The 19,869-nt window shown below is 75.3% G+C and carries 9 protein-coding genes; all 9 read right to left on the bottom strand.

Annotated features, from left to right (window positions below):
* The 9 genes from ABT122_RS20005 to ABT122_RS19965 all read right to left on the bottom strand — a co-directional run bounded on the left by ABT122_RS20005 (position 1) and on the right by ABT122_RS19965 (position 19,766).
* The gene (locus ABT122_RS20005) at positions 1–696 is read right to left on the bottom strand and encodes an FMN-binding negative transcriptional regulator (protein WP_351553645.1); all 696 of its coding nucleotides are present in this window, start codon (positions 694–696) and stop codon (positions 1–3) included.
* 14 nt (positions 697–710) lie between these two features.
* A complete protein-coding gene (locus ABT122_RS20000; protein WP_351553642.1) occupies positions 711–2,027 on the bottom strand; it encodes a lysine N(6)-hydroxylase/L-ornithine N(5)-oxygenase family protein in 1,317 nt (438 codons plus the stop codon).
* A gap of 48 nt (positions 2,028–2,075) precedes the next feature.
* A complete protein-coding gene (locus ABT122_RS19995; protein ID WP_351553639.1) occupies positions 2,076–2,285 on the bottom strand; it encodes an MbtH family protein in 210 nt (69 codons plus the stop codon).
* 48 nt (positions 2,286–2,333) lie between these two features.
* The gene (locus ABT122_RS19990) at positions 2,334–3,272 is read right to left on the bottom strand and encodes a class I SAM-dependent methyltransferase (protein WP_351553636.1); all 939 of its coding nucleotides are present in this window, start codon (positions 3,270–3,272) and stop codon (positions 2,334–2,336) included.
* Positions 3,273–3,315: 43 nt separating this feature from the next.
* A complete protein-coding gene (locus tag ABT122_RS19985) occupies positions 3,316–5,130 on the bottom strand; it encodes a condensation domain-containing protein (RefSeq protein WP_351553633.1) in 1,815 nt (604 codons plus the stop codon).
* A 19-nt stretch (positions 5,131–5,149) separates the two neighbouring features.
* Positions 5,150–8,470 (bottom strand): non-ribosomal peptide synthetase, encoded by a 3,321-nt coding sequence (locus tag ABT122_RS19980; RefSeq protein WP_351553630.1) that lies wholly within the window; start codon positions 8,468–8,470, stop codon positions 5,150–5,152.
* Complete coding sequence (locus ABT122_RS19975) at positions 8,467–11,709, bottom strand: non-ribosomal peptide synthetase (protein ID WP_351553627.1); 3,243 nt, start codon at positions 11,707–11,709, stop codon at positions 8,467–8,469. The genes ABT122_RS19980 and ABT122_RS19975 overlap by 4 nt, the downstream gene beginning before the upstream one ends.
* A gap of 67 nt (positions 11,710–11,776) precedes the next feature.
* On the bottom strand, positions 11,777–16,486 hold the full coding sequence (locus tag ABT122_RS19970) for an SDR family NAD(P)-dependent oxidoreductase (RefSeq protein WP_351553625.1): 4,710 nt from the start codon (positions 16,484–16,486) through the stop codon (positions 11,777–11,779).
* Positions 16,476–19,766 (bottom strand): non-ribosomal peptide synthetase, encoded by a 3,291-nt coding sequence (locus ABT122_RS19965; protein WP_351553622.1) that lies wholly within the window; start codon positions 19,764–19,766, stop codon positions 16,476–16,478. The genes ABT122_RS19970 and ABT122_RS19965 overlap by 11 nt, the downstream gene beginning before the upstream one ends.
* Between the last annotated feature and the right edge of the window lie 103 nt (positions 19,767–19,869).

Here is a 19,869-nt window from a genome sequence, read left to right as displayed (position 1 = left end):
TCACGGATCGGTTGGGGGCTCCGCGGGGCCTTCCCCGCGCGGAGCTCCGTCCTGGTAGAAGTCCTTCATCAGCCGTGCCATCTCGGCGCCGCGCCCGCCGCCGGCCCGGAACCACTCGGTGACCGCGCTCCGGACCCCGGGGGACTTCTCCTGGCTCAGCTTCAGCATGGTGTCCATCCGGGTGACGCGGAACGCGAAGGCGCCGACGCCCGGGAGCAGTTCCTCGAAGTACGCCGCCGACGCGTGGGCGCACCATCCGCCGCCGAACCGTCCCTCCAGCTCGGCGGCGGTGGCCGTGACGACCTCCAGCGTCTCGGTGTCGTCGTCGATGAGCCGCAGCGTGCCGTGGACGTGGACGGCGGCGAAGTCCCAGGTCGGCGCGGCAGGATCGGTGTCGTAGACGGCGGGCGATACATAGGCGCCGGGCCCCTGGAAGACGAGCTGGGCCGGTGAGCCGCTGCTCAGGGCCGCCCAGTGGGGGTTCGCCCGGTTCATGTGGCCGAGGAGCACGGCGCCGCGCGGGTCCTGCCCGGCGAGCAGTTCCGCCCGGGAGTCCCGGGGAATGATCACCGGCACATGGGTGGCGTACGGGGCGGCGGATGCCCTGCTCGTCGACAGCAGCGCGAGCGGGTTCTCCTCCAGAATCCGTACGGGCCAGGTCCGGTCCTCGGTCCGGTACAGGCTGGGCACATACATGGGAGCCGCCTCTCCTACTCGCGGCCGGCCGCGGCCGGGCGCCGCGCGAGGGAGCGGGCCACCTCGCCCGCGCGCACGGCCGTGTTGGACAGCAGGCCGGAGGAGATGCCGTGGCTGTGCTCGGTGGCGCCCTGGAGATAGATCCCGCAGCGCACCCTGCCCTCGGTGACCACCCGGTAGTCGCGCTCCGTCTGGAGCCTGCCCTGTTCGTCGGCCTTGCACAGACCGGCCACCGAGCCGAGCAGCCGCCGTACGTCGGGGGCGCGGTAGCCGGTGGCGTACACCACGCAGTCCGCCGGGAGCCGGAGCCGTTCCCGCGTGACGAGGGACTCGACCGTGACCTCCACCCCGTCGTCGCGGGGCTCCACCCGGGTCAGCCGCGAGGTGTTGAGGACTCTCAGCCGCTGGTTGCCCGTCACCTTCTCCTGGTACGCCCGCCGGTAGAGCTCGTCGATCAGCTCGGCGTCCACCACGGAGTAGTTGGTGTTGCGGTGGTAGTCGAGCAGGGCGCGCCTCACCTCCGGCGCGGCGGTGTAGAACGCGTCGACCGCCCCGGGATCGAAGATCCGGTTGGCGAAGGGGCTGTCGTCGGACGGGCTGTAGCCGTAGCGGGCGAAGACCGGGCAGATCTCGGCGGTCTCGAACCGGCGGTGCAGATACTCGGTGACCTCGGCGGCGCTCTGGCCCGCGCCCACGACGACGATCCTGCGGGGGTGCCGGGGCAGCGTGTCGACCCGCGCCAGCAGCTCCGAGCTGTGCCAGACCCGGTCGCCCGGCACCGCGCCCGGCGGCATGCTCGGCTCCAGACCGGTGGCGACCACGACATTGCGGGCGCGCCGGACGCTGGTGCGCCCGCCGTCCGGCCCGCTGTGCCGGACCACGACCTCCAGCGAGTCCACGGAACCACCGGAGTGCACCGGGCGGACATCGGTGACCTCCGCTCCGTACTCGACCCGGTCGGCGAAGAATCCGGCGACCCAGGAGAGATAGCCGTGGAACTCGATGCGGGACGGGAAGAGGACCTTGTGGTTGATGAAGTCCGACAGCCGCCCGGCCTGCTGGAGATAGCCGAGGAAGCTGTAGGGGCTTCCCGGGTCGCGCAGGGTCACCAGGTCCTTGAGGAAGGAGATCTGCATGGTGGCGCCGTCGATCAGCATGCCGCCGTGCCAGGTGAACCGCTCTCCTCGTTCGTAGAAGACCGAGGTCACGGCCTCGGCGGAGCCGGGCGGCCCGGTCTCCGCCAGCGCGGTGGCCAGGGCGAGGTTCGAGGGGCCGAACCCTATGCCCACGACGTCGACGATCTGATCGGTTTCCGCTGCGGACACGCTCATGTGTCCCTCCCTCTTCCCTGTGGCCGGACGGTGGGGGCGGACATCGGGTCAGGCATCGTGCCCGGCCCGGGCGAGGCTCTCGCGCAGACTGCGCGGGCGCATATCGGTCCACACCGCGTCGATGCGGGCGAGGCACTCCTCGCGCCCGCCGGTGGTTCCCTCGGCCCGCCACCCCGCCGGGATCTCCCGGTCGGCGGGCCAGACCGAGTACTGCTCCTCGTCGTTGAGCACCACGCGGTACGGTGCGTCACTCGCCATGTCCTGCTCCTCTTCTCCAGATGGGCCGCCGGGTGGGCGGCTTCGGGGTCACGCCGGTTCGCAGACCAGCGCGCAGGAGAGGGTGGCCCGGTTGTCGCGGGCCTCCCGCTCGGTGTATCCGGTCATGGGGAACACCTCGGCGCCGAGAATCCTCAGACCGCCGTCGCGGAGGTACGCGTGGACCTCCTCGGGGGTGCGCCAGAGGTTGATGTGGTCCGGTGCGGGGCTGTTCACCGGGATGTTGATGAAGAGCCGGCCGCCGGGGCGGGTCAGTCCGCGCAGCCGGCGCACCGCCTCGTCCGGCTCGTCGACGTGCTCCAGCAGCTCGCTGGCGACGACGGCGTCGAAGCTCTCCGCCGTGCCGGGGTCGTGGAGGTTGCGGTGCTCCAGGCGGGCGGTGCGCACCCCCATGCGCTCCAGGGCGTCCGCGGTGTTCGCCAGGCTGCTGGCGCTCACGTCCCAGCCGGTGACCCGGACGCCGGGGCGCTCGGCGGCGAGCGCGAGGAGGAGTCCGTGCCCGGGGCCGACCTCCAGCAGGGTGTTCCCGGGGCGGAGCGCGGGGAGGAAGCGCTCGACATAGGTCTGGAGCGCTCGGGTCTGGTTGACCCAGTAGATCTGGGAGAGCAGCAGGCCGTCGGTGTACCGGGTCATGTAGCCGGTTTCGAGTGCGATGCCGGCGCGGACCTCGGCGAAGGAGGTGTAGCGGTACTCCCCGGTCAGATGGAAGCGGTACTCCTCCTCCAGCATCCGGTCGCAGGTCCAGCGGTAGTTCCGGGCGTACCGGTCGGGATCGTGCCCGGTGATGGCGGCGATGTTCCGGCTGACGCGTTCGCAGAAGTCCAGATGGGCGCGGTCGAGTCCGCGGAACCGCTCCTCCGTGTGGGCGAGGTGGTCGGGCCAGTGGGCGAGCACCCGTTCGGTGAGGCGGGTGAGGGCGGGCCTGTTCTCCAGGGCCGCCGCGAGAGGTGGTGCGCCGAGCTGTTCCACTGCTGCTGCTCCTTCCCAGGGGGTTTCTCCGGCGGGGCGCGGTTCAGGCGGTGGGGCCGAGGCCCATCCGCCGCCGGACGGCCGACAACTGGCGGTCGTCGAGACCGCCGGCGGCGCCGGTGAGCAGCCCCACCAGTTCCCGCAGCCGCTTCTCCCAGTGGTCGGCGAGCCGGCGCACCTCGTCCTCGGGGAGCAGATCCCGGGCGAACACGAACTCGGCGGTCAGCTCGCGGTCCATGGCGGTCACCACGATGTCGAGCAGATACCGGCGGGGGGCGTCGGCGCTCTGCAGGACGCCGGGGGCCTGGACCGGATTGCCCAGGATCTCGCCGGTTCCGGCGCCCGAGCCGCGTTCGAAGCGGCCCAGGTAGTTGAAGCTGACCCGGGACTGCGGCAGCCGGGCCAGCGCGGCCCCGCCGGGCCCTCCCAGATAGCGCAGCAGTCCGTAGCCGAGACCGTTGTCCGGCACCTCGGCCAGGGTCCGGGTGACCGCGTCGACGGCGTCCCCGGGCCGGTCCGGCGCGGGGAGCGGGAAGCGGACCGGGTGGATGGCGGTGAACCAGCCGACGGTACGGGAGACATTGGCCGTCCCGGCGACGACCTCGCGCCCGTGGGCCTCCAGATCGAGCTGGAGGCCCTCCGTGCCGGGGGTGCGCGGCCAGGCGGAGAGCAGCGCGGCCAGCAGCAGATGGTGGGGCTGGGTGCCGCGGGCGGGCACCTGCCGCAGCAGGGTCGCGGTGAGTTCCCGGTCCAGCCGGGTGGTGACGACGGCGCTGCGCCCGACGGTGTTCGACGGCTCCGCGCCGCCCTCGTGCGCCGCCCCCGGGCCCGTGAGGGGCACCTCGGTGGCGCGGGCGTCCGGGACCCCGGTCCAGTACGGGAGCTGACCGGTGATCCGCTCGTCGGCGGCCCACTCGCGCAGCAGCCGGGACCACTTCCGGAAGGAGGTGGTACGGGCCGGGGGCCGGGGGTCCTCGCCGCGCTCCAGCCGCCGGTACACCTGGTCCAGGTCGTCGGTGAGGACCCTCAGGGAGATGCCGTCGACGACCAGGTGGTGGGCGATCAGCACCAGGAAGTCCCCGTTCGCGCCGGTGTCCCCGGGGCGCGCGCCGCCCTCGCAGAGCACCGCGGTCAGCAGGGGGCCGCGGCCGAGGTCGATGTCGCGCTGGGCGTCGGCGACCGCGCGCCGGACCCGTTCGGCGCGCTGCGGCCCCGGCAGTCCGGTGAGATCCACGCGGGAGAGCACGGGGTCGGGGGCGTGGGCGTCCACCCAGTGCCGCCAGCCGGTGGCGGTGCGCTGGAACCGGCTGCGCAGGACGTCGTGGTGGGCGGCGACGCGGGCGAGGGCGCGGCGCAGGAGCGCGGCCCGCACGGGCTGCCGCAGGGCGATGTGGAGGGTCTGGTCCCAGTGGTGGGAGTCGGGGATGTCCTGTTCGAAGAACCACTGCTGGATGGGGGTGAGCAGGACCTCGCCGACCGCCTCGCCCTCGGTCTCGCCGTCCTGCGGCGCCGCGTCCGCGGCGCCGCGGGACAGCTCGGCGAGACCGGCGACGGTCTGGGCCTCCAGCACCTGCTGGGGTGAGACGGGGATGCCCTCGGCGGTGGCGCGGGCGGCGATCTGCATCCCGATGATCGAGTCCCCGCCGAGTTCGTAGAAGTTGTCGTGGAGCCCCGGGTCGTCGACTCCGAGCAGCTCTCCCCAGATCCGGGCCAGGGCCTCCTCGGTGGCGGTGGCGGGCCGGTCCCGCTCCGCTCCGGCCTCCCGGGTGCGGCGGCGCTGCTCCAGCAGCCGTTCCAGCCGCTGTTTCTGGGCGGGGGTGAGCCGGGCCAGCCGTTCGGCGTAGTTCGCTGTGGACATGGGTGCCTCTCTGGGGTGGTCAGGGGGTGGCCGGGGGTCCGGCGCGGCGGGCGGCGCGGTCGGCGGCCCCGGCGCCGCCGAGCTGCTCCTCCACGGCGGCGAGCAGCGCCCCGGGGGTGCGGACCGCGAGCAGGGTGCCGACGCCGAGCGCCACGCCGAACGCGCCCCGGACCCGGCTGGTGAGCCGGATGGCGAGCAGGGAGTCGCCGCCGAGCGCCAGGAAGTCGTCATCGGGGCCTGCCGGGGCGGTGCCGAGCACCGAGGTCCACAGCCGGTCCATGAGCGCGGCGGCGGGCCGGGTGGCGTGACCGGGTGCGGCGGCGGGGCGGGCCGCCGGCTCGGGATCGGGCAGGGCGCGCCGGTCGACCTTGCCGCTCGGTGTCAGCGGGATGCGGTCGACCCGGACCACGCGCCAGGGCACGAACGCGGGCGGGAGCACCGCGCGCAGTCCGGCGGTCAGCCGCCGTTCGTGCTCGGCCCAGGCGCCGCCGTCCGGCGTGTCGTGGACGACATGGCCGATGAGCCGGTGGTCGCCCTGGATCTCCCTGATGACCACGGCGGCGTCCCGCACCCCGGGCAGGGCGCGCAGGGCGGTGCGCACCTCGCCCGGTTCGATCCGGTAGCCGCGGACCTTGACCTGGTCGTCGGTGCGGCCCAGGCACTCCAGGGTGCCGTCCCAGGAGAGGACGCCCTGGTCGCCGGTGTCGTACAGCCGGCTGCCGGGGACCGTGGCGAAGGGGTCGGGCACGAACCGTTCCGCCGTGGTGGCGGGGCGTCCGAGGTAGCCGCGGGGCAGGGCGGCGCCGCCGATGTGGACGGTGCCGGCGACTCCGTACGGCACCGGGCGGCCGTCGGGGCCGAGGACATGGAGGCTGACCGCGTCGACGGCCTTCCCGGCGGGCGGGCGGTCGGCCAGGAGCGCCGGGTCGCCGGTCAGCCGGTGGCTGCTGACGACCTGCACCTCGGATGAGCCGTACTGGTTCTCCAGGCGCGCGCCGTGCCGGGCGCCGGCGAGCAGGGCCCGCACCGGGTCGCTGATCCGGAGGGGCTCCCCGGCGACCATGACCTCCCGCAACTCGGGCAGGGTGATGCCGAGCCGATCGGCGGCAAGGGCGATCTGCTCCAGGGCGGTCGGGGAGAGGTACCAGCGCTGGATGCCCTGGTCGCGCGCGAGCCGCAGCAGGCGTTCGAAGTCGCGGCGGTCCTCGTCCCCGGCGAGGACCAGGGTGCCTCCGCCCGCCCAGGTGGTGAAGATCTCCTGGGCGGAGACGTCGAAGGTGAAGGAGACCTGGGCGAGGGTGCGGGCGGGGGCGGGCACCGTGCCGTGGGCGAGTTCCCAGGCGAGCATGTTCACGACCGGGCCGTGCGGCATCGCCACGGCCTTGGGGCGCCCGGTCGAGCCGGAGGTGTAGGTGACATAGCAGAGGTGGTCCGGTCCGACGGCGGCGTCGGGCGGGGTGGCGGCGGGCGGTTCGCGGTCCGCGCGCAGCCGGACCGGTTCCGTGCCCGGTGCCCGGTGGTGGGTGGCCTCCTCGGTCAGCAGCACCCGTGCCCCGGAGTCCGCCAGCAGGAACCGCAGCCGTTCGTCGGGGTGGTCCGGGTCGAGGGCGAGATAGGCGCAGCCCGCCCGGAGAACGGCGAGGATGCTCACCAGGGCCGTGGCCGAGCGGGTCAGGAGCAGCGCGACGACACGGTCCGGTCCCGCGCCGTGCCGGACGAGTTCCGCGGCGAGCCGGCCGGACCGGTCGTCGAGCGCGGCGTAGTCGAGGAGCGTGCCGTGGTCGTCGACGGCGATGGCGTCCGGGGTGCGGGCGGCCTGCCGTGCCACGATCCGGTGCAGCGGGAGCCGGGTGACGGCCTGCGGGCTGTCACCGTCCCGGCCGCCGGGCCCGTCGGATGCCCCGTTGTCCTCGCGGTCACCGGCCGGCGGGCGGCCGTGGGCGACGGCGGGCGCGGCGGTGGCGGCCCGGACCTCGCGCACGGGTCTGTCCAGGCCGTCGGCCATCGCGCCCACGGCGGCCTCCAGCCGGCCCAGCAGGGTGCGGACGGCCTCCGGGGCGAACCGGCCGGTGTCGTGGAAGAGCTGGAGCCGGATCTCGCCGTCCGCCGGGAGGACCACCAGGGTCAGCGGATAGCCGGTGTCCTCGGTGTACTTCCACAGCGTCGACTCCGTCCCCGGGCCGAGATCGAGCAGGCTGCCGTGGTGCGGGTAGTTCTCGAAGGCGACGATGCTCTCGAAGAGCGGCTGTTCCGGCTCGGTCGCGCACAGCCGCTGGATGTCGGCGAGACCGAGGTGCTGGTGGGGCAGGGTGGCATTCTGCTGCCGCTGGATCGTGGCGAGCCAGTCGCGCACGGACTCGGCGCCGCCGGCGTCCACCCGCCGGGGCACGGTGTTCACACAGGGGCCCGCGATCTCCTGCGCGCCCGGCAGCCCGGCGGGCCGCAGGGCGACCGTGACGCCGAACAGCTGCGGTGGGCCGGGGGCCGCCTGGGAGAGGGTCATCGCCCAGGCGGCCTGGAACCAGGTGCTGAGGCTGACCCTGGCCCGGCGGGCCGCCGCGCGGGCGGCGGCGCCGACGGCGGGGGGCAGTTCGTGGAGAGCGGTGCCGCCCTCGACCCGGCCGCGCCGCTCGCCCGGCGGCCCGGGGCGCAGCACCAGCCGGGCGGGGGGTGTCCGGCGGCCGAGGCTCTCGCGCCAGAACCGCTCGGCGGCCGGGGTGTCCTGGCGCGCCAGCCAGTCGGCGTAGTCGCGGAACGGTGGTGCGGGCTCCCGTTCCCGCGCGCTGTCCGGGCCCTCCCGGTAGGCGCGCCCGGCCTCGGCGAGCAGGCGGGGCATGGTCCAGCCGTCCAGCACCAGATGGTGGACCGTCCAGATCAGATGGGTGGCGTCGGAGGCGTGGAGCAGGGCGATGCGCATCAGGGGCGGCCGGGTGATGTCCAGGCCCTCGGCCCGGTCGGCCCGCAGATACTCCTCGACACGGCGCTCGGCCTCCCTCGGCGGGAGCCCGGCGAGTGAGGTCTCCGTGACCGGCACCTCCGCGTGCGAGAGGGTGACCTGGAGGGGTTCGTCCACCTCCTCCCAGACGAACCCGGTCCGCAGGACGGAGTGCCTGGCCAGGACGGAGCGCCAGGCGGCGCCCAGGGCCCGGCCGTCCACCACGGGGCCGGTGCCCGGGCCGGTGCGGGCGCAGCGGAACACGAACTGCTCCAGGTAGGGCCCCGGCCGCGCGGCCTTGAGGCAGTGGAAGAGCATGCCGCTCTGGAGGGAGGTCAGGGGGCCGATGTCCTCGATCGCGGCCTCGCCGGGGGCCGGTGCCGGGGCCGTTTCCTGTGGGCTCATGGGGTGTTCTCCACCTGTTCCAGCAGTTGTTCCAGCAGGTCGCCGTCGATGTCCGCGAGCGCGGTGAGCGCCGCGCGGTCGACCTTTCCGTTGACGGTCAGGGGGACGGTGGGCACCCGGTGGACGCGGGTGGGGACCATATGGCCGGGGAGGGTGGCCGCCAGTGCCTCTCTCACCTCGCGCTCGAAGCCGGCCCGGAGCCCGGGGGCGACCACGTACGCGACGAGCCGGGCGCGCCCCTGGGGGCCCGGCTCGGCCTGGACGACCGCGGCGCCGACGGCGTCCAGCCGCAGCAGGGCGGCCTCGACCTCGGCCGGCTCGATGCGGTAGCCGCGCACCTTGACCTGGTGGTCCCGGCGTCCCACGAAGGTGAGTTCACCGCCGGGGAGCCTGCGCACATGGTCGCCGGTGCGGTACATCCTGGCGCCGGGCAGCGGGCTGTGCGGATCGGGGAGATAGTGTCCGGCGGTCGTCCCGGGGCGGTTGAGATAGCCCCGGGAGACGGCGGTGCCGCCGATGTGGACCTCGCCGACGGCACCGGGGGGCACGGGTTCGAGTTCGCGGTCGAGGACATAGAGCCGCACCCCGTCGAAGGGCACCCCGATGGGCAGGGCGGCGCTGAAGCGCTCATCGTGCTCCTGCCAGGTCTGGACGATCGTCCCCTCGGTGGGGCCGTAGGCGACGAAGAAGCGGCACCGTCCCGTCCAGCGCTCACGGAGATCACCGGTCACCAGATCGCCGCCGGTGATCGCGATCCGGACGCTGGGCACGGCCGCCGGGTCGACCAGCGACAGCAGGGCGGGCGGCAGATAGACCACGGTCGCCCCCGAGGCGCGGATCACCTCCTCGATGCCCTGCTCGGCGCGGGCGACATCGGGCGGCCCCAGGCAGAGGGTCGCGCCCGAGGAGAGCGCCATGAAGATCTCCCACACCGAGGCGTCGAAGTTGAACGAGACGACCTGGAGGACCCGGCTGCCCGGGCCGAGCCCGAAGTCCTCCACGGAGCAGGCGATGACCTTGGCGAGGGCCCGGTGGGTGATCTGCACGCCCTTGGGGCGGCCGGTGGTGCCCGAGGTGTAGATGACATAGGCGAGCCCGTCCGGTTCGGTGGCGCGGGCCGGCGGCCCCTGCGGTTCCGCTGCCCCGGCCGGAAGTCGGTTCAGGTCGATCAGCGGGGTGGCGCCGAGGACGGCGTCCAGCGGTTTCGTGCCGGCGGGTCCGGAGGTCACCACGGCGGCGGGTCCCGCGTCGCCCACCATGGCGGTCAGCCGCTCCACCGGATAGGCGGGATCGAGCGGCAGATAGGCGGCACCCGCCTTGAGGACGCCGAGCAGCGCCGCCATCTGGTCCGGGGAGCGGGCGATGTGGATGCCGACGACGGACTCGGCGCCGATGCCCCGCCGCCGCAGCTCCCGGGCGAGCGCCCCGGCCCGCGCGTCCAGCTCTCCGTACGTGACGCGCTCGCCGTCGCACCAGAGCGCGTCGTGCTCCGGATGCGCCGCGGCCCGGCGTTCGAACATGAGGTGGACGGGTTCCCAGGCGCCGTCCTCGTGCTCCGCCCGGCCCTCCTGGTCGAGCAGCAGCGCCCGTTCGGCGGGGGTGAGCACGGGCACGGCGGTGGCGGGGGTCTCCGGATCGGCGGCGGCCAGGGCGGTGAGGGCATGGGCGAAGTGGCCGTGGAGCCGTTCGACGGTGGCCCGGTCGAAGAGATCGGTGGCGTACTCGGCATAGCCGCTCAGCCCCCCGTCGCTCTCGTCCAGATACCAGTTGAGGTCGAACTTCGCCGTACCGGTGGAGCGTTCGGCGATCTCGACGTCCAGGCCCGGGGGCGGCGCGGGAAGGCTGTCACCGGAGAACAGCACCAGGGCGCACTGGATCAGCGTCGGTACGCCCGGCTCCCTCGGGACGCCCGCTGCCTCGGCGATGGCCTCCAGGGGGAGCAGGGCGTGCTCCCGCGCCCGGTCGATCTCCTCGTGCAGGCCGGTGAGGAGCGCGGAGAGCGTCGGCCGGCCGGAGAGCCGGACGGCGAGCGGCACGGTCTTGGTGAGATATCCGGCCACCTGGTCGAACTCGGGGCGGGTGCGGCCCGCGACGGGGAAGCCCAGCACGAAGTCGTCCTGTCCGGTGTGGCGGCGCAGGGTGAGCGCGCAGGCCGCGGCGAGCACGGTGAACAGGGTGACGTTCCGCCGCCGCGCCAGGGCGCGCAGGGCGCCGGTGGTGGCCCGGTCGACCGTGACCGGAATCCGGTCGCCGCGGAAGGAGCGGGTCGCGGGCCGGGGCCGGTCGGTGGGCAGCTCCAGCACGGCGGGGAGTCCGGCCAGCGCGCCGCGCCAGTGGGCGGCGAGCCGCTCCCGGCGCTCCCGGCCGAGTTCCGCGCGCTCCCAGGCCGCCACGTCGAGGGCGTCCGGAGCGGGTGGGCGGGGCGCGGTGCCGGGGCCCTCGGCACAGGCGGTCAGCAGATCGGCGGTGATCAGCCGCAGCGACCACGCGTCGCAGACCAGGTGGTGGAGGACGAGCACGAGCAGGGAGCGGTCCGGCGAGAGCCGCAGCAGCCGGGCGCGCAGGGGGGTGCGCGCGAGATCGAAGGGGGCGAGCGCCGCCGCGTCGATCTCCCGCTCGACCCGGGCGTCCAGAGCGGCTCCGCGGAGCGGGGAGAGGTCGACGCTCTCCCACTCCGGCGGTTGCTCGGTCCGTGTGCCCACGGGGCCGTCCGCACCGGAGGTGAAGACCGTGCGCAGTGCTCCGTGGCGGGCGACGACGTCGGCGAGGGCCGCGCGCAGCCGTTCCGGGTCGGGGGCGCCGGAGAAGCTCAGGGTCAGCGGGACGTTGTAGGCGGGGTTGCCGGGGTCGGCGGTGTGGAGGGAGTACAGGCTCTCCAGCGCGGGCGGGAGACGGACCGGGTCGCCGGGCCGGGGGGCCGGCGCTCCCGGCGGGCGGCCGGCCTCCGCCGGGGCCCGGCCGCCCGTCTCCGCCACGGCCTTGCGCAGCAGCTCCCGGAAGTCGCCCATCCTGGTGGCCGGTTTCAGCGCCTGGATGGGCAGCTCGGTCCCGAGCGTCCGCCAGCAGGCGGAGAGCACGCGCACGGCGCGCAGGGAGTCGCCGCCCAGCTCCGCGAAGGTGCTGGTGTCGTCGGCCGCTCCCGTGCCGAACACGGATTCCAGGGCCTGCGCGAGGGCGGCGTCGGCACGGGCGTCGCCGGGGGCGTCGTGGGGGAGGCCGGGGGCGGGGTGCTGGGGCACGCTGATCTCTCTCTCCGGGTGGGTGCCGGTGGGTGATGGGCGGTGTCGTGCGGAGTGGCGCCCGGTGTCAGCCACGGGCGCCTCCGGGGTCCGGGCCGGGTGCGCCGGTCCCGGTCGCGCCGGTGCCGAGCAGCAGGGTCAGCCCCTCCACCGTGGGATGGAGGAAGAGCGTCTGGGCGGTGGCGGCCGTGCCGAAGCGGTCGTTGAAGCGCTGGGCGATGCGCATCGCCATCAGGGAGTGGCCGCCCAGTTCGAAGAAGTTGTCCCGGACGCCGAGGCCGCTGATGCCGAGGGCGGCCTCCCACATGGCCAGGACCTCCCGCTCCCGGCCGTCGCGGGGGGCGAGACGGTCGGTGGTGAGCCCGGGGCGGCGGGCGGCCGGATGCCGCTCTTCCCCGGCTCCCGCACCGGCGGGGGGCGCGACGGAGGCGGACTCGGACACGGGCACGGGCACGGTGGAGGCGGGGAAGGGGGCCGGCGCGGCGGGCGGCTCGCCCGGGCCGTCGAGGAGGTCGTCGGGGTGGATCGTGGCGACCGCGAGCTGTCCGGCGTGGGCGTGGCCGAGCGCGTCGACGAACGCGCGGACCGCGTCGGCCGGGTCCATGGCCGGGCCCAGGTCGTGGGAGGTGAGTTCGCGGTGGGCCCGTTCGGCCTCCCTGGCCATCCCGGTGCCCTCCCAGCGGTCCCAGTTGAGCGCCACGACCGGAAGCCCGAGTTCGCGGGAGGCCAGGACGGCGTAGGAGTCGAGGAAGGCGTTCGCGGCGGAGTAGGGGGCCAGGCCGGCCGAGCCGCTCAGCGAGCCCAGGGAGGAGAACAGGGCGACGAAGTCCGGGGTGAGGCCGGTCCGGAGGAGGGCGTCGGTGAGCGCGTGGGCGCCGTCGACCTTCGCGCCGAGCGCCTCCCCGAGGGTGGCGGGGTCGACGAACTGCGCCATGCCGCCGCCCGGTGACCCGGCGGCGTGGATCACTCCGTGGAGCGCGCCGAAGCGGTCCGCGGTCTCCCGGAGGATCGCCGTGAGGCGTTCGCGGTCGCGGACATCCCCTCGCCGCACCAGCAGGTCGGGGGCGTCGGACTCCTCGGCCGTGCGGCCGATCAGGACCAGCCGGGCGCCGTACTCGGCGGCGAGGTGGGCGGCGACCTCGCGGCCCACTCCGCCGAGGCCTCCGGTGATGGCGTACACCCCGCCCGCCCGCAGCGGCGCGGCCCCCGCCACCGGTTCCAGCCGCTGGAAGCGGCGCTGCCAGCGGTGGCCGCCCCGGTATCCGGCCACCGGGTCGGTGCCCGGGGCGGGCACGGTCTCGGCCACCAGCATGCGGGCGGCGTGGCGCAGGCTCGCGGGACCGGCACCGGTGCCGGTCTCGGCGTGGTCCAGGTCGGCCACCCGCAGCCGCACATGGGGAAGTTCGACGGGCAGGGCCAGGGCGGCCCCGGCGGCGCAGGCCGCCCGGGGGGTCAGCCGCTCCGCTCCGGTGACATCGAACGCGCCCCGGGTGACCAGACACAGTTCGAGGGCGGTGGCGGTGGTGTGGCCGGCGGCGTGCGCGAGAGCCAGCAGACCGGCCAGGCCGGGGGCGGCGGCCCCGGCGGGCTCCCCGGTGGCGGCCCCGGCGGGCTCCCCGGTGGCGGCTCCGGCGGGCTCCCCGGCAGCGGCCTCTGACCGGTCCGTCCCGGAGCCTGCCGCGCCTGCCGCGCCGGCCGCCCCCGGCCCGGCGGGCCCTGGGGCCAGCGGCCGGAGGTCGACGACCCTCAGCGGGGTGTTCTCCCGCGCGCCCGGGGCCGGTTCCGCCAGCGCGGCCAGCAGCCGCCGGCAGTGGGAGCGGTCATCGGGGTCCAGGACGAAGGAGGAGGTTCCGGCCTGCCGGAAGGCGCTCCCCGGCCGGGCCACGGCCGGGTTGACCCCGTGTTCCCGGAGCACCGTGACGAGTTCGTCCGCGAGCGGGGAGCCGTCGGAGAGGATGAGCCAGCGCCGGTCCCGGACACGGCCGGCGGCGGCGGGCGGGTCGACGCGGCGGCGCCAGCCGGCCCCGTAGAGCGCCGGGACGGGACGGGTGGGTCCTGGGGACACCGGCACGGCGGGGCGGGGCTCGGGAGCGGAGCCGGCCGGGCGGCAGAGGTCCCTGCGGAAGGGGTAGCGGGCCGCGGGCATCCGCCACCGGCGCTCCCCCGCGTACAGGCCGGTCCGGTCCACCTCGGCTCCGGCCACCCACAGCCGTCCCAGCGCCCGCAGGAAGACCTCGCTGTCCTCGCTGGGGTCGCGCGGGTGGCGCAGGGTGTTGGTGATCGTGGCGCGGGCCGCGAGAGGGTGGGCGCGGGCGATGGTGGTCAGCGCGGTCCCGGGGCCCGCTTCGATCAGCGCGAGCCTGCCGTCGCCCAGGGAGTCCAGCCCTTCCGCGAAACGGACCGTGCTCCTCAGATGGGTGACCCAGTACTCGGGGTCGGTGACCTCGTCGCCGACCGCCCCTCCGGTCACATTGGAGATCATCCGCAGGGTGGGCGGGCGCAGCGGGATCGCGCCCATGAAGGAGCGGAACTCGGGCAGCGCCGCCTCCACCAGCGGTGAGTGGGCCGCGGTGGCGATGGCGAGGAGATGGCTGTCGGTGCCCGTGGCGGCGAGCCGTTCCCGGGCCGCCTCGATCTCCCGGCGGGGTCCGGCGATGACGCACAGCCGGGGTCCGTTGACCGCGGAGAGCGAGAGCCGGCCGGTGAGGAAGGGGCGTACGGACTCCTCGGACGCGGCCACGCTCAGCATCGCCCCGCCCTCGATCCCGGCCAGGATCTCGCCCCGTTTGACCACGACGGCGAGCGCGTCCTCCAGGGTGAGCACTCCCGCGAAGTAGGCGGCGGCGTACTCGCCGAGGCTGTGGCCGAGCACCGTGGTGGGGCGCACGCCCCGGGCGGCGAGGAGTTCGCCCGCGGCGACCTCGGTGATGAGGAGCGCGGGCAGCCCGACCGCGGGGTCCGCCAGCGCGTCCGGCGCGCCGGGCGCCCCCTGTCCGGCCCCCTGGGGCGGGTACATGGCCTCGCGCACCCGGCGGCGCAGATCCGGGTCCCAGGGCAACGCGAGGCAGCGGTCGACGGTGTCCCGGAAGAGCGGTTCGTCGGCGTACAGGCCCCGGCCCATGCCGGCGTGGTGGGCGCCACCGCCGGGGAAGAGGAACACGGTCTCCTCGGGGCGGTCCTGTTCGGCGTCGCCGGCGAGGAATCCGCCGGAGCGGGGGTGGTCCAGCAGGCTCCGGGCGGCGGTGTGCCCGTCGCGGTGGACGACCGCCGTCCGGTGGCGCATGCCCTGGCGCCCGGCCAGGGAGTGGCAGGTGTCGGCGAGCGCGGTGTCCTGGCCGCTGTCGACGGCCTCGGTGAGAAGGGCGCCCGCGGAGGTCGCCAGCGGGGTGAGCGAATCGGCGTCCCGGGCGGAGAGGGTGAGCAGATGCCAGCGGCGGCGGGTCCCGTCGCTCCGGCGGTGCGGGGCCTCCTCCAGGACGGCGTGGGCGTTGGTGCCGCCGATGCCGAAGGAGCTGACGGCCGCCCGCCGGGGGTGTTCCCCGGTCTTCCACTGGGCCCCCTCCCCGCTCAGCCGGAAGGGGCTGCCGTCCAGGCCGAGTTCCTCGTTGACGCGCTCCGGACGGACGGCCGGCGGGAGGTGCCCGTGGTGGAGGGCGAGGACCGCCTTGATGAATCCGGCGACCCCGGCGGCGACATCGGTGTGGCCGATGGCGGCCTTGACCGAGCCGATGGCACAGGTGCCGGTGCCGGTGGCGCCCATCGCGCGGTAGGCGTGGGTGAGCGCGGAGATCTCGACGGGGTCGCCGAGGCGGGTGGCGGTCCCGTGGGTCTCGACATAGCCGACGGTGTCGGGGTGGACTCCCGCGTTGCTCAGCGCCTGGGACACCACCCGGCGCTGCCCCTCCGCGCCCGGTGCGGTGTAACCGACCTTCGCCGCGCCGTCGTTGTTGACGGCGCTGCCCTTCAGCACGGCGTAGATCCGGTCGCCGGACGCGAGGGCGTCGCCGAGCCGGCGCAGCACCACCACCCCGATGCCGTCGGCGGGGACGAAGCCCGCCGCGTCCCGGTCGAAGGGGCGGCAGACGCCGTCGGGCGACATGATGCCGCCGGGCTGGTGCAGATACCCCTGGGGCCGCAGGGAGGTCCAGGACACCCCGCCGGCGACGGCCATGTCGCACTCGTGGCCCAGCAGGCTCTGGGCGGCGAGATGGATGGCGACGAGCGAGGTGGAGCAGGCGGTCTGGACGTTGATGCTGGGGCCGGTCAGCCCCAGCCGGTGGGAGACCCGGGTCGGCAGGAAGTCCTTCTCGTTGGAGGACATCCGCTGGAAGACATCCATCGGGTTGGTGAGCAGTTCGCCGAGGCCGGAGGGGAGATGGGTGCTGATGGTCTGTCCGGCGAGCACGCCGATGGCGCCGGGGAAGACGGCGGGGTCGTGGCCGGCGTCCTCCAGGGCGCGCCAGGCGCACTCCAGGAACATCCGCTGCTGGGGGTCGATCAGGGCGGCCTCGCCGGGCGAGAGTCCGAAGAAGGCGAAGTCGAACTCCTCGGCCCCTTCGACGATCCCGCCCGCGGGCACATGGTGCGGATGGTCCAGGACGGAGGCGGGCACGCCGCGCGCGGTCAGCTCCGCGCGGTCGAAGCGGGAGATCGCGACGGTCCCGTCCTTGATCAGGCGCCAGTACTCGCGCGGGTCGCGGGCGCCGGGGAAGCGGCAGTCGAGGCCCACGACGGCGATGTCGAGGAGTTGGTCGTCGGCGGTCTGCTCAGTGGTCACGGCGGGTCCTTCCGGTTCGGGCGCTCAGCCGTGCGGCCCGCGCGCGGCGCTGGTCGGAGAGGTCGGACGGCGCCGGGGGGACGGGTTCGCCCTCCCGCTCGGCGAGATGGGCGGCGAGCAGCCGGATGTTGTGCGCGCGGAAGAGTTCGGCCATGGGAACCCTGATCCGGCGGTCCTGCTGGATGCGGTCGCGCAGCCGGACCATCTCCAGGGAGCTGCCGCCCAGCGCGAGAAAGCTGTCCGTGACGCCGACCCGGTCGAGGCCGAGGATCTCGCTCCACATCCGGACCAGGTCGCGCTCGGTGTCGTCGGCGGGGGCGATGTACGCGTGGCCGGTGTCGGGGCGTTCCCTGCCGGGCTGGGGCAGGGCGGTGTGGTCGGCCTTGCCGGAGGAGTTCACCGGGATCGCGTCCATGATCACAAAGACGGCGGGGACCATGTACGCGGGCAGCCGGGTCCGCAGAAAGGCGGCCAGGGAGTCCGGCCGGAGCACCCGGCCGGGGAGGGGCGCGGCATGGGCGATCAGCCGCCGCTCCCGCTCGGGGGGCTGCCCGTCCCGCTCGTGGCGGCCGTCCGGCGCGGGGTGGTCGTCCCGGGAGACCGTGACGACGGCGTTGGCCACGTCCGGGTGGAGCCTCAGTGCCTCCTCCACCTCGCCCGGTTCGATCCGGAAGCCCCGGATCTTCACCTGGCGGTCGACCCGGCCGAGGAACTCCAGCCGCCCGTCGGGGAGCAGCCGCGCGAGGTCGCCGGTGCGGTAGAGGCGCTGCCCGGGACGGGCGGCCCAGGGGTGGGGGATGAACCGCTCGGCGGTCAGCCCCGGGCGGCCCAGATATCCCCGGGCCAGCCCGGCGCCGCCGATGTGCAGTTCGCCGGTGACGCCGGGGGGCACCGGCCGCAGGGCGGCGTCCAGGACGAGGGCCTCCGCGTTGCCGACCGGGGTGCCGATGGCGGGTCTGCGGGGGGTGCCGCGGATCTCGCCCAGGGACGCGGCGACCGTGGCCTCCGTGGGCCCGTACCCGTTGAACAGCGGCCCCCGGGCGGCGAGCCGGGCCGCGAGCCTCGCCGGCAGCTCCTCCCCCGCCGAGATCAGGGTGACCGCCCCCGGGTCCGCGCCGGGGGGCAGCGAGGCCAGCACCGAGGGCGGCACGGTCGCGTGGGTGACGCGTCCCCGGCGCAGCTCGTCCGCGAGCGCGCCGCCGGAGAGCGGCGCGCCGTCGGCGGGCAGACGGAGCGCACCGCCGTGCCCCAGGGCCATCACGATCTCCCACACCGAGGCGTCGAAGGTGGGACGGGAGAACTGGAGCACCCTGGCCCGGGAGAGGTCCCCCAGGGCCAGGCGCTGCGCCGCGATCAGGTTGGCGAGCCCCGCGTGCTCCAGCAGGGCGCCCTTGGGGCGGCCGGTGGAGCCGGAGGTGTGGATCACATAGGCGAGGCTGCGGGGGGTGCGGCCGGGCGCGGGCGGGGGTCCGTGTCCGGCCTCCGCCCTCCCGCCGCCGGCGCGCAGGACCCGTACCGGCCGTCCGAGCCGTTCGGCGACACCGTCGCGGTCGGTGATCAGCAGGGGCAGCGCGGTGTCGTCGGCGATGAGGCGCAGCCGGTCGTCGGGGTGGTCCGGGTCCAGGGGCACATAGGCGCCCCCGGCCTTCCAGATCGCCAGCAGGGCGGTGATGAGGTCCGGTGTGCGGTCCAGGAGGACACCGACCGGGGTCTCGGTGGTCACTCCGTGCTCGCGCAGCACCCGGGCGAGGGCGTTGGAGCGGCGGTCGAGCCGGCGATAGGTGATCTCCTCGTCTCCGTGCACCAGGGCGATGGCGCCGGGGGCGCGGCGCGCCAGGGCGGTGAAGATCTCGTCCACGCACCGGTCCCCGCTGTCGCCGGCGTCGGGGCCCCGTCCGAGGGCGATGAGCCGCGCGGTCTCCTCGGGGGTCGTCAGCGGCAGCGCGCCGATGGGGGTGTCCGGGGCGCGCAGGGCCGCCGCGAGGAGGGTCAGATAGTGGTCGACCAGCCGCTCCACGGTCGCCGGGTCGTACAGGGCGGTCGCGTACTCGGCCCGTACGGTGAACCGTCCGCCGCTCTCCACGACGAGGAGGGAGAGGTCGAACTTGGCGCAGCCGTTGTGCGCGAACTCCTCGTGGACGGTCAGTCCGGGCAGGTCGAGGCCGGCGCCGGCGCGTTCCACTCCGAAGGTGGTCTGGACGAGCGGGGGCCGGCCGGGGTCGTGTTCCCGTACGAGTTCGCCCACCAGCCGGTCGAAGGGCAGCCGGTGGTGGTCGAAGGCGCCGAGGACGGTGGCCCTGAGCCTGCCGGTCAGCTCGGCGAAGCCGGGGTCGCCCGAGAGGTCGGCGCGGAGCGCCAGGGTGTTCACGAAGCAGCCCGCGACCTGCTCGTCCTCGGGCCTGGCGCGCCCGGCGAACGGGGAGCCGACCAGCAGATCGGTCGCGCCGCCGAGACGGCCGGCGAGGACGCACCAGGCGGTGAGCAGCACCACGTAGGGGGTGGTGCCCAGGCCGGTGGCGCGGGCGCGGACGGCGGCGCCGAGACCGGTGTCCAGGGTGCGGTGGAGGACGGCTCCGGAGAGGTCCTGGATCGCGGGACGGGGGCGGTCGGCGGGCAGTTCGACCGGTGCGGGCGGGTCGGCCAGGGCGCGGCGCCAGTGGTCGAGTGCCGCGCTCCGGTCCTTCGCCCAGGCGTCGCCGCGCTGGTGGGCGGCGTAGTCGCGGTAGCGGCCCGGTCCGGGCGGCGGGGGCGCCGTGTCCGTGGTCCGCGCGGTGTAGAGCGCGGACAGTTCGGCGAGCAGCAGCCGCAGGGACCAGCCGTCCACCACGGCGTGGTGGAAGACCAGGGACAGGGTGTGCTCACGGGCGGAGGGGCCGCGCAGCAGCCGGGCGCGCAGCGGCGGACCGGTGTACGGGTCGATCGGACGGGTGGCCTCGGCGGCGGCGAAACCGGCGGGGTCCAGGCCGTCGTGGTCGCCGGCCGTGGCGGAGAGGGGCACGGCCCGGCTGCCGGGGGCGCCGGGCGGCGCGATGCGCTGGTGGAGGGTGCCGTCGTCCCACACGAAGGTGGTGCGCAGCGACTCGTGCCGGGCGATCAGCTCGCCGATGGCGTACTCCAGGGCCGGCACGTCCAGTTCGCCGAGCATCCGGAAGACGGCCGGGATGTTGTACGCGGGGGTGCCGGGGTGGAGTTCCTCCACCAGCAGCAGGCCCCGCTGTTCCGCGGACGCGGGTTCGCGCTCGGGGGTGCCCGCGCTTCCGGGCACCGGGCCGTCGGTCATGCGTGCCTCCTGAGGTCCGCTCGCTGGCCGAGCGGTTCGGCGTGATGCGGCCGTGCGCGCCGGCCGGGGGTCGTGGGTGGTGCGGAGGTGCGGGGCGGGGGGG

The sequence above is a fragment of the Streptomyces sp. NPDC001985 genome, assembly GCF_040296845.1.
In the GTDB taxonomy this organism is placed as follows: domain Bacteria; phylum Actinomycetota; class Actinomycetes; order Streptomycetales; family Streptomycetaceae; genus Streptomyces.
The sequence above is the reverse complement of the archived record's forward strand: the minus strand, read 5'-3'. Positions and strand labels throughout refer to the sequence as shown.

What these genes read in the sequence shown, in the direction of transcription:
- ABT122_RS20005 (WP_351553645.1), bottom strand. Translation starts at nt 696, where the DNA reads ATGTATGTGCCCAGCCTGTACCGGACCGAGGACCGGACCTGGCCCGTA.
- ABT122_RS20000 (WP_351553642.1), bottom strand. Translation starts at nt 2,027, where the DNA reads ATGAGCGTGTCCGCAGCGGAAACCGATCAGATCGTCGACGTCGTGGGC.
- ABT122_RS19995 (WP_351553639.1), bottom strand. Translation starts at nt 2,285, where the DNA reads ATGGCGAGTGACGCACCGTACCGCGTGGTGCTCAACGACGAGGAGCAG.
- ABT122_RS19985 (WP_351553633.1), bottom strand. Translation starts at nt 5,130, where the DNA reads ATGTCCACAGCGAACTACGCCGAACGGCTGGCCCGGCTCACCCCCGCC.
- ABT122_RS19980 (WP_351553630.1), bottom strand. Translation starts at nt 8,470, where the DNA reads ATGAGCCCACAGGAAACGGCCCCGGCACCGGCCCCCGGCGAGGCCGCG.
- ABT122_RS19965 (WP_351553622.1), bottom strand. Translation starts at nt 19,766, where the DNA reads ATGACCGACGGCCCGGTGCCCGGAAGCGCGGGCACCCCCGAGCGCGAA.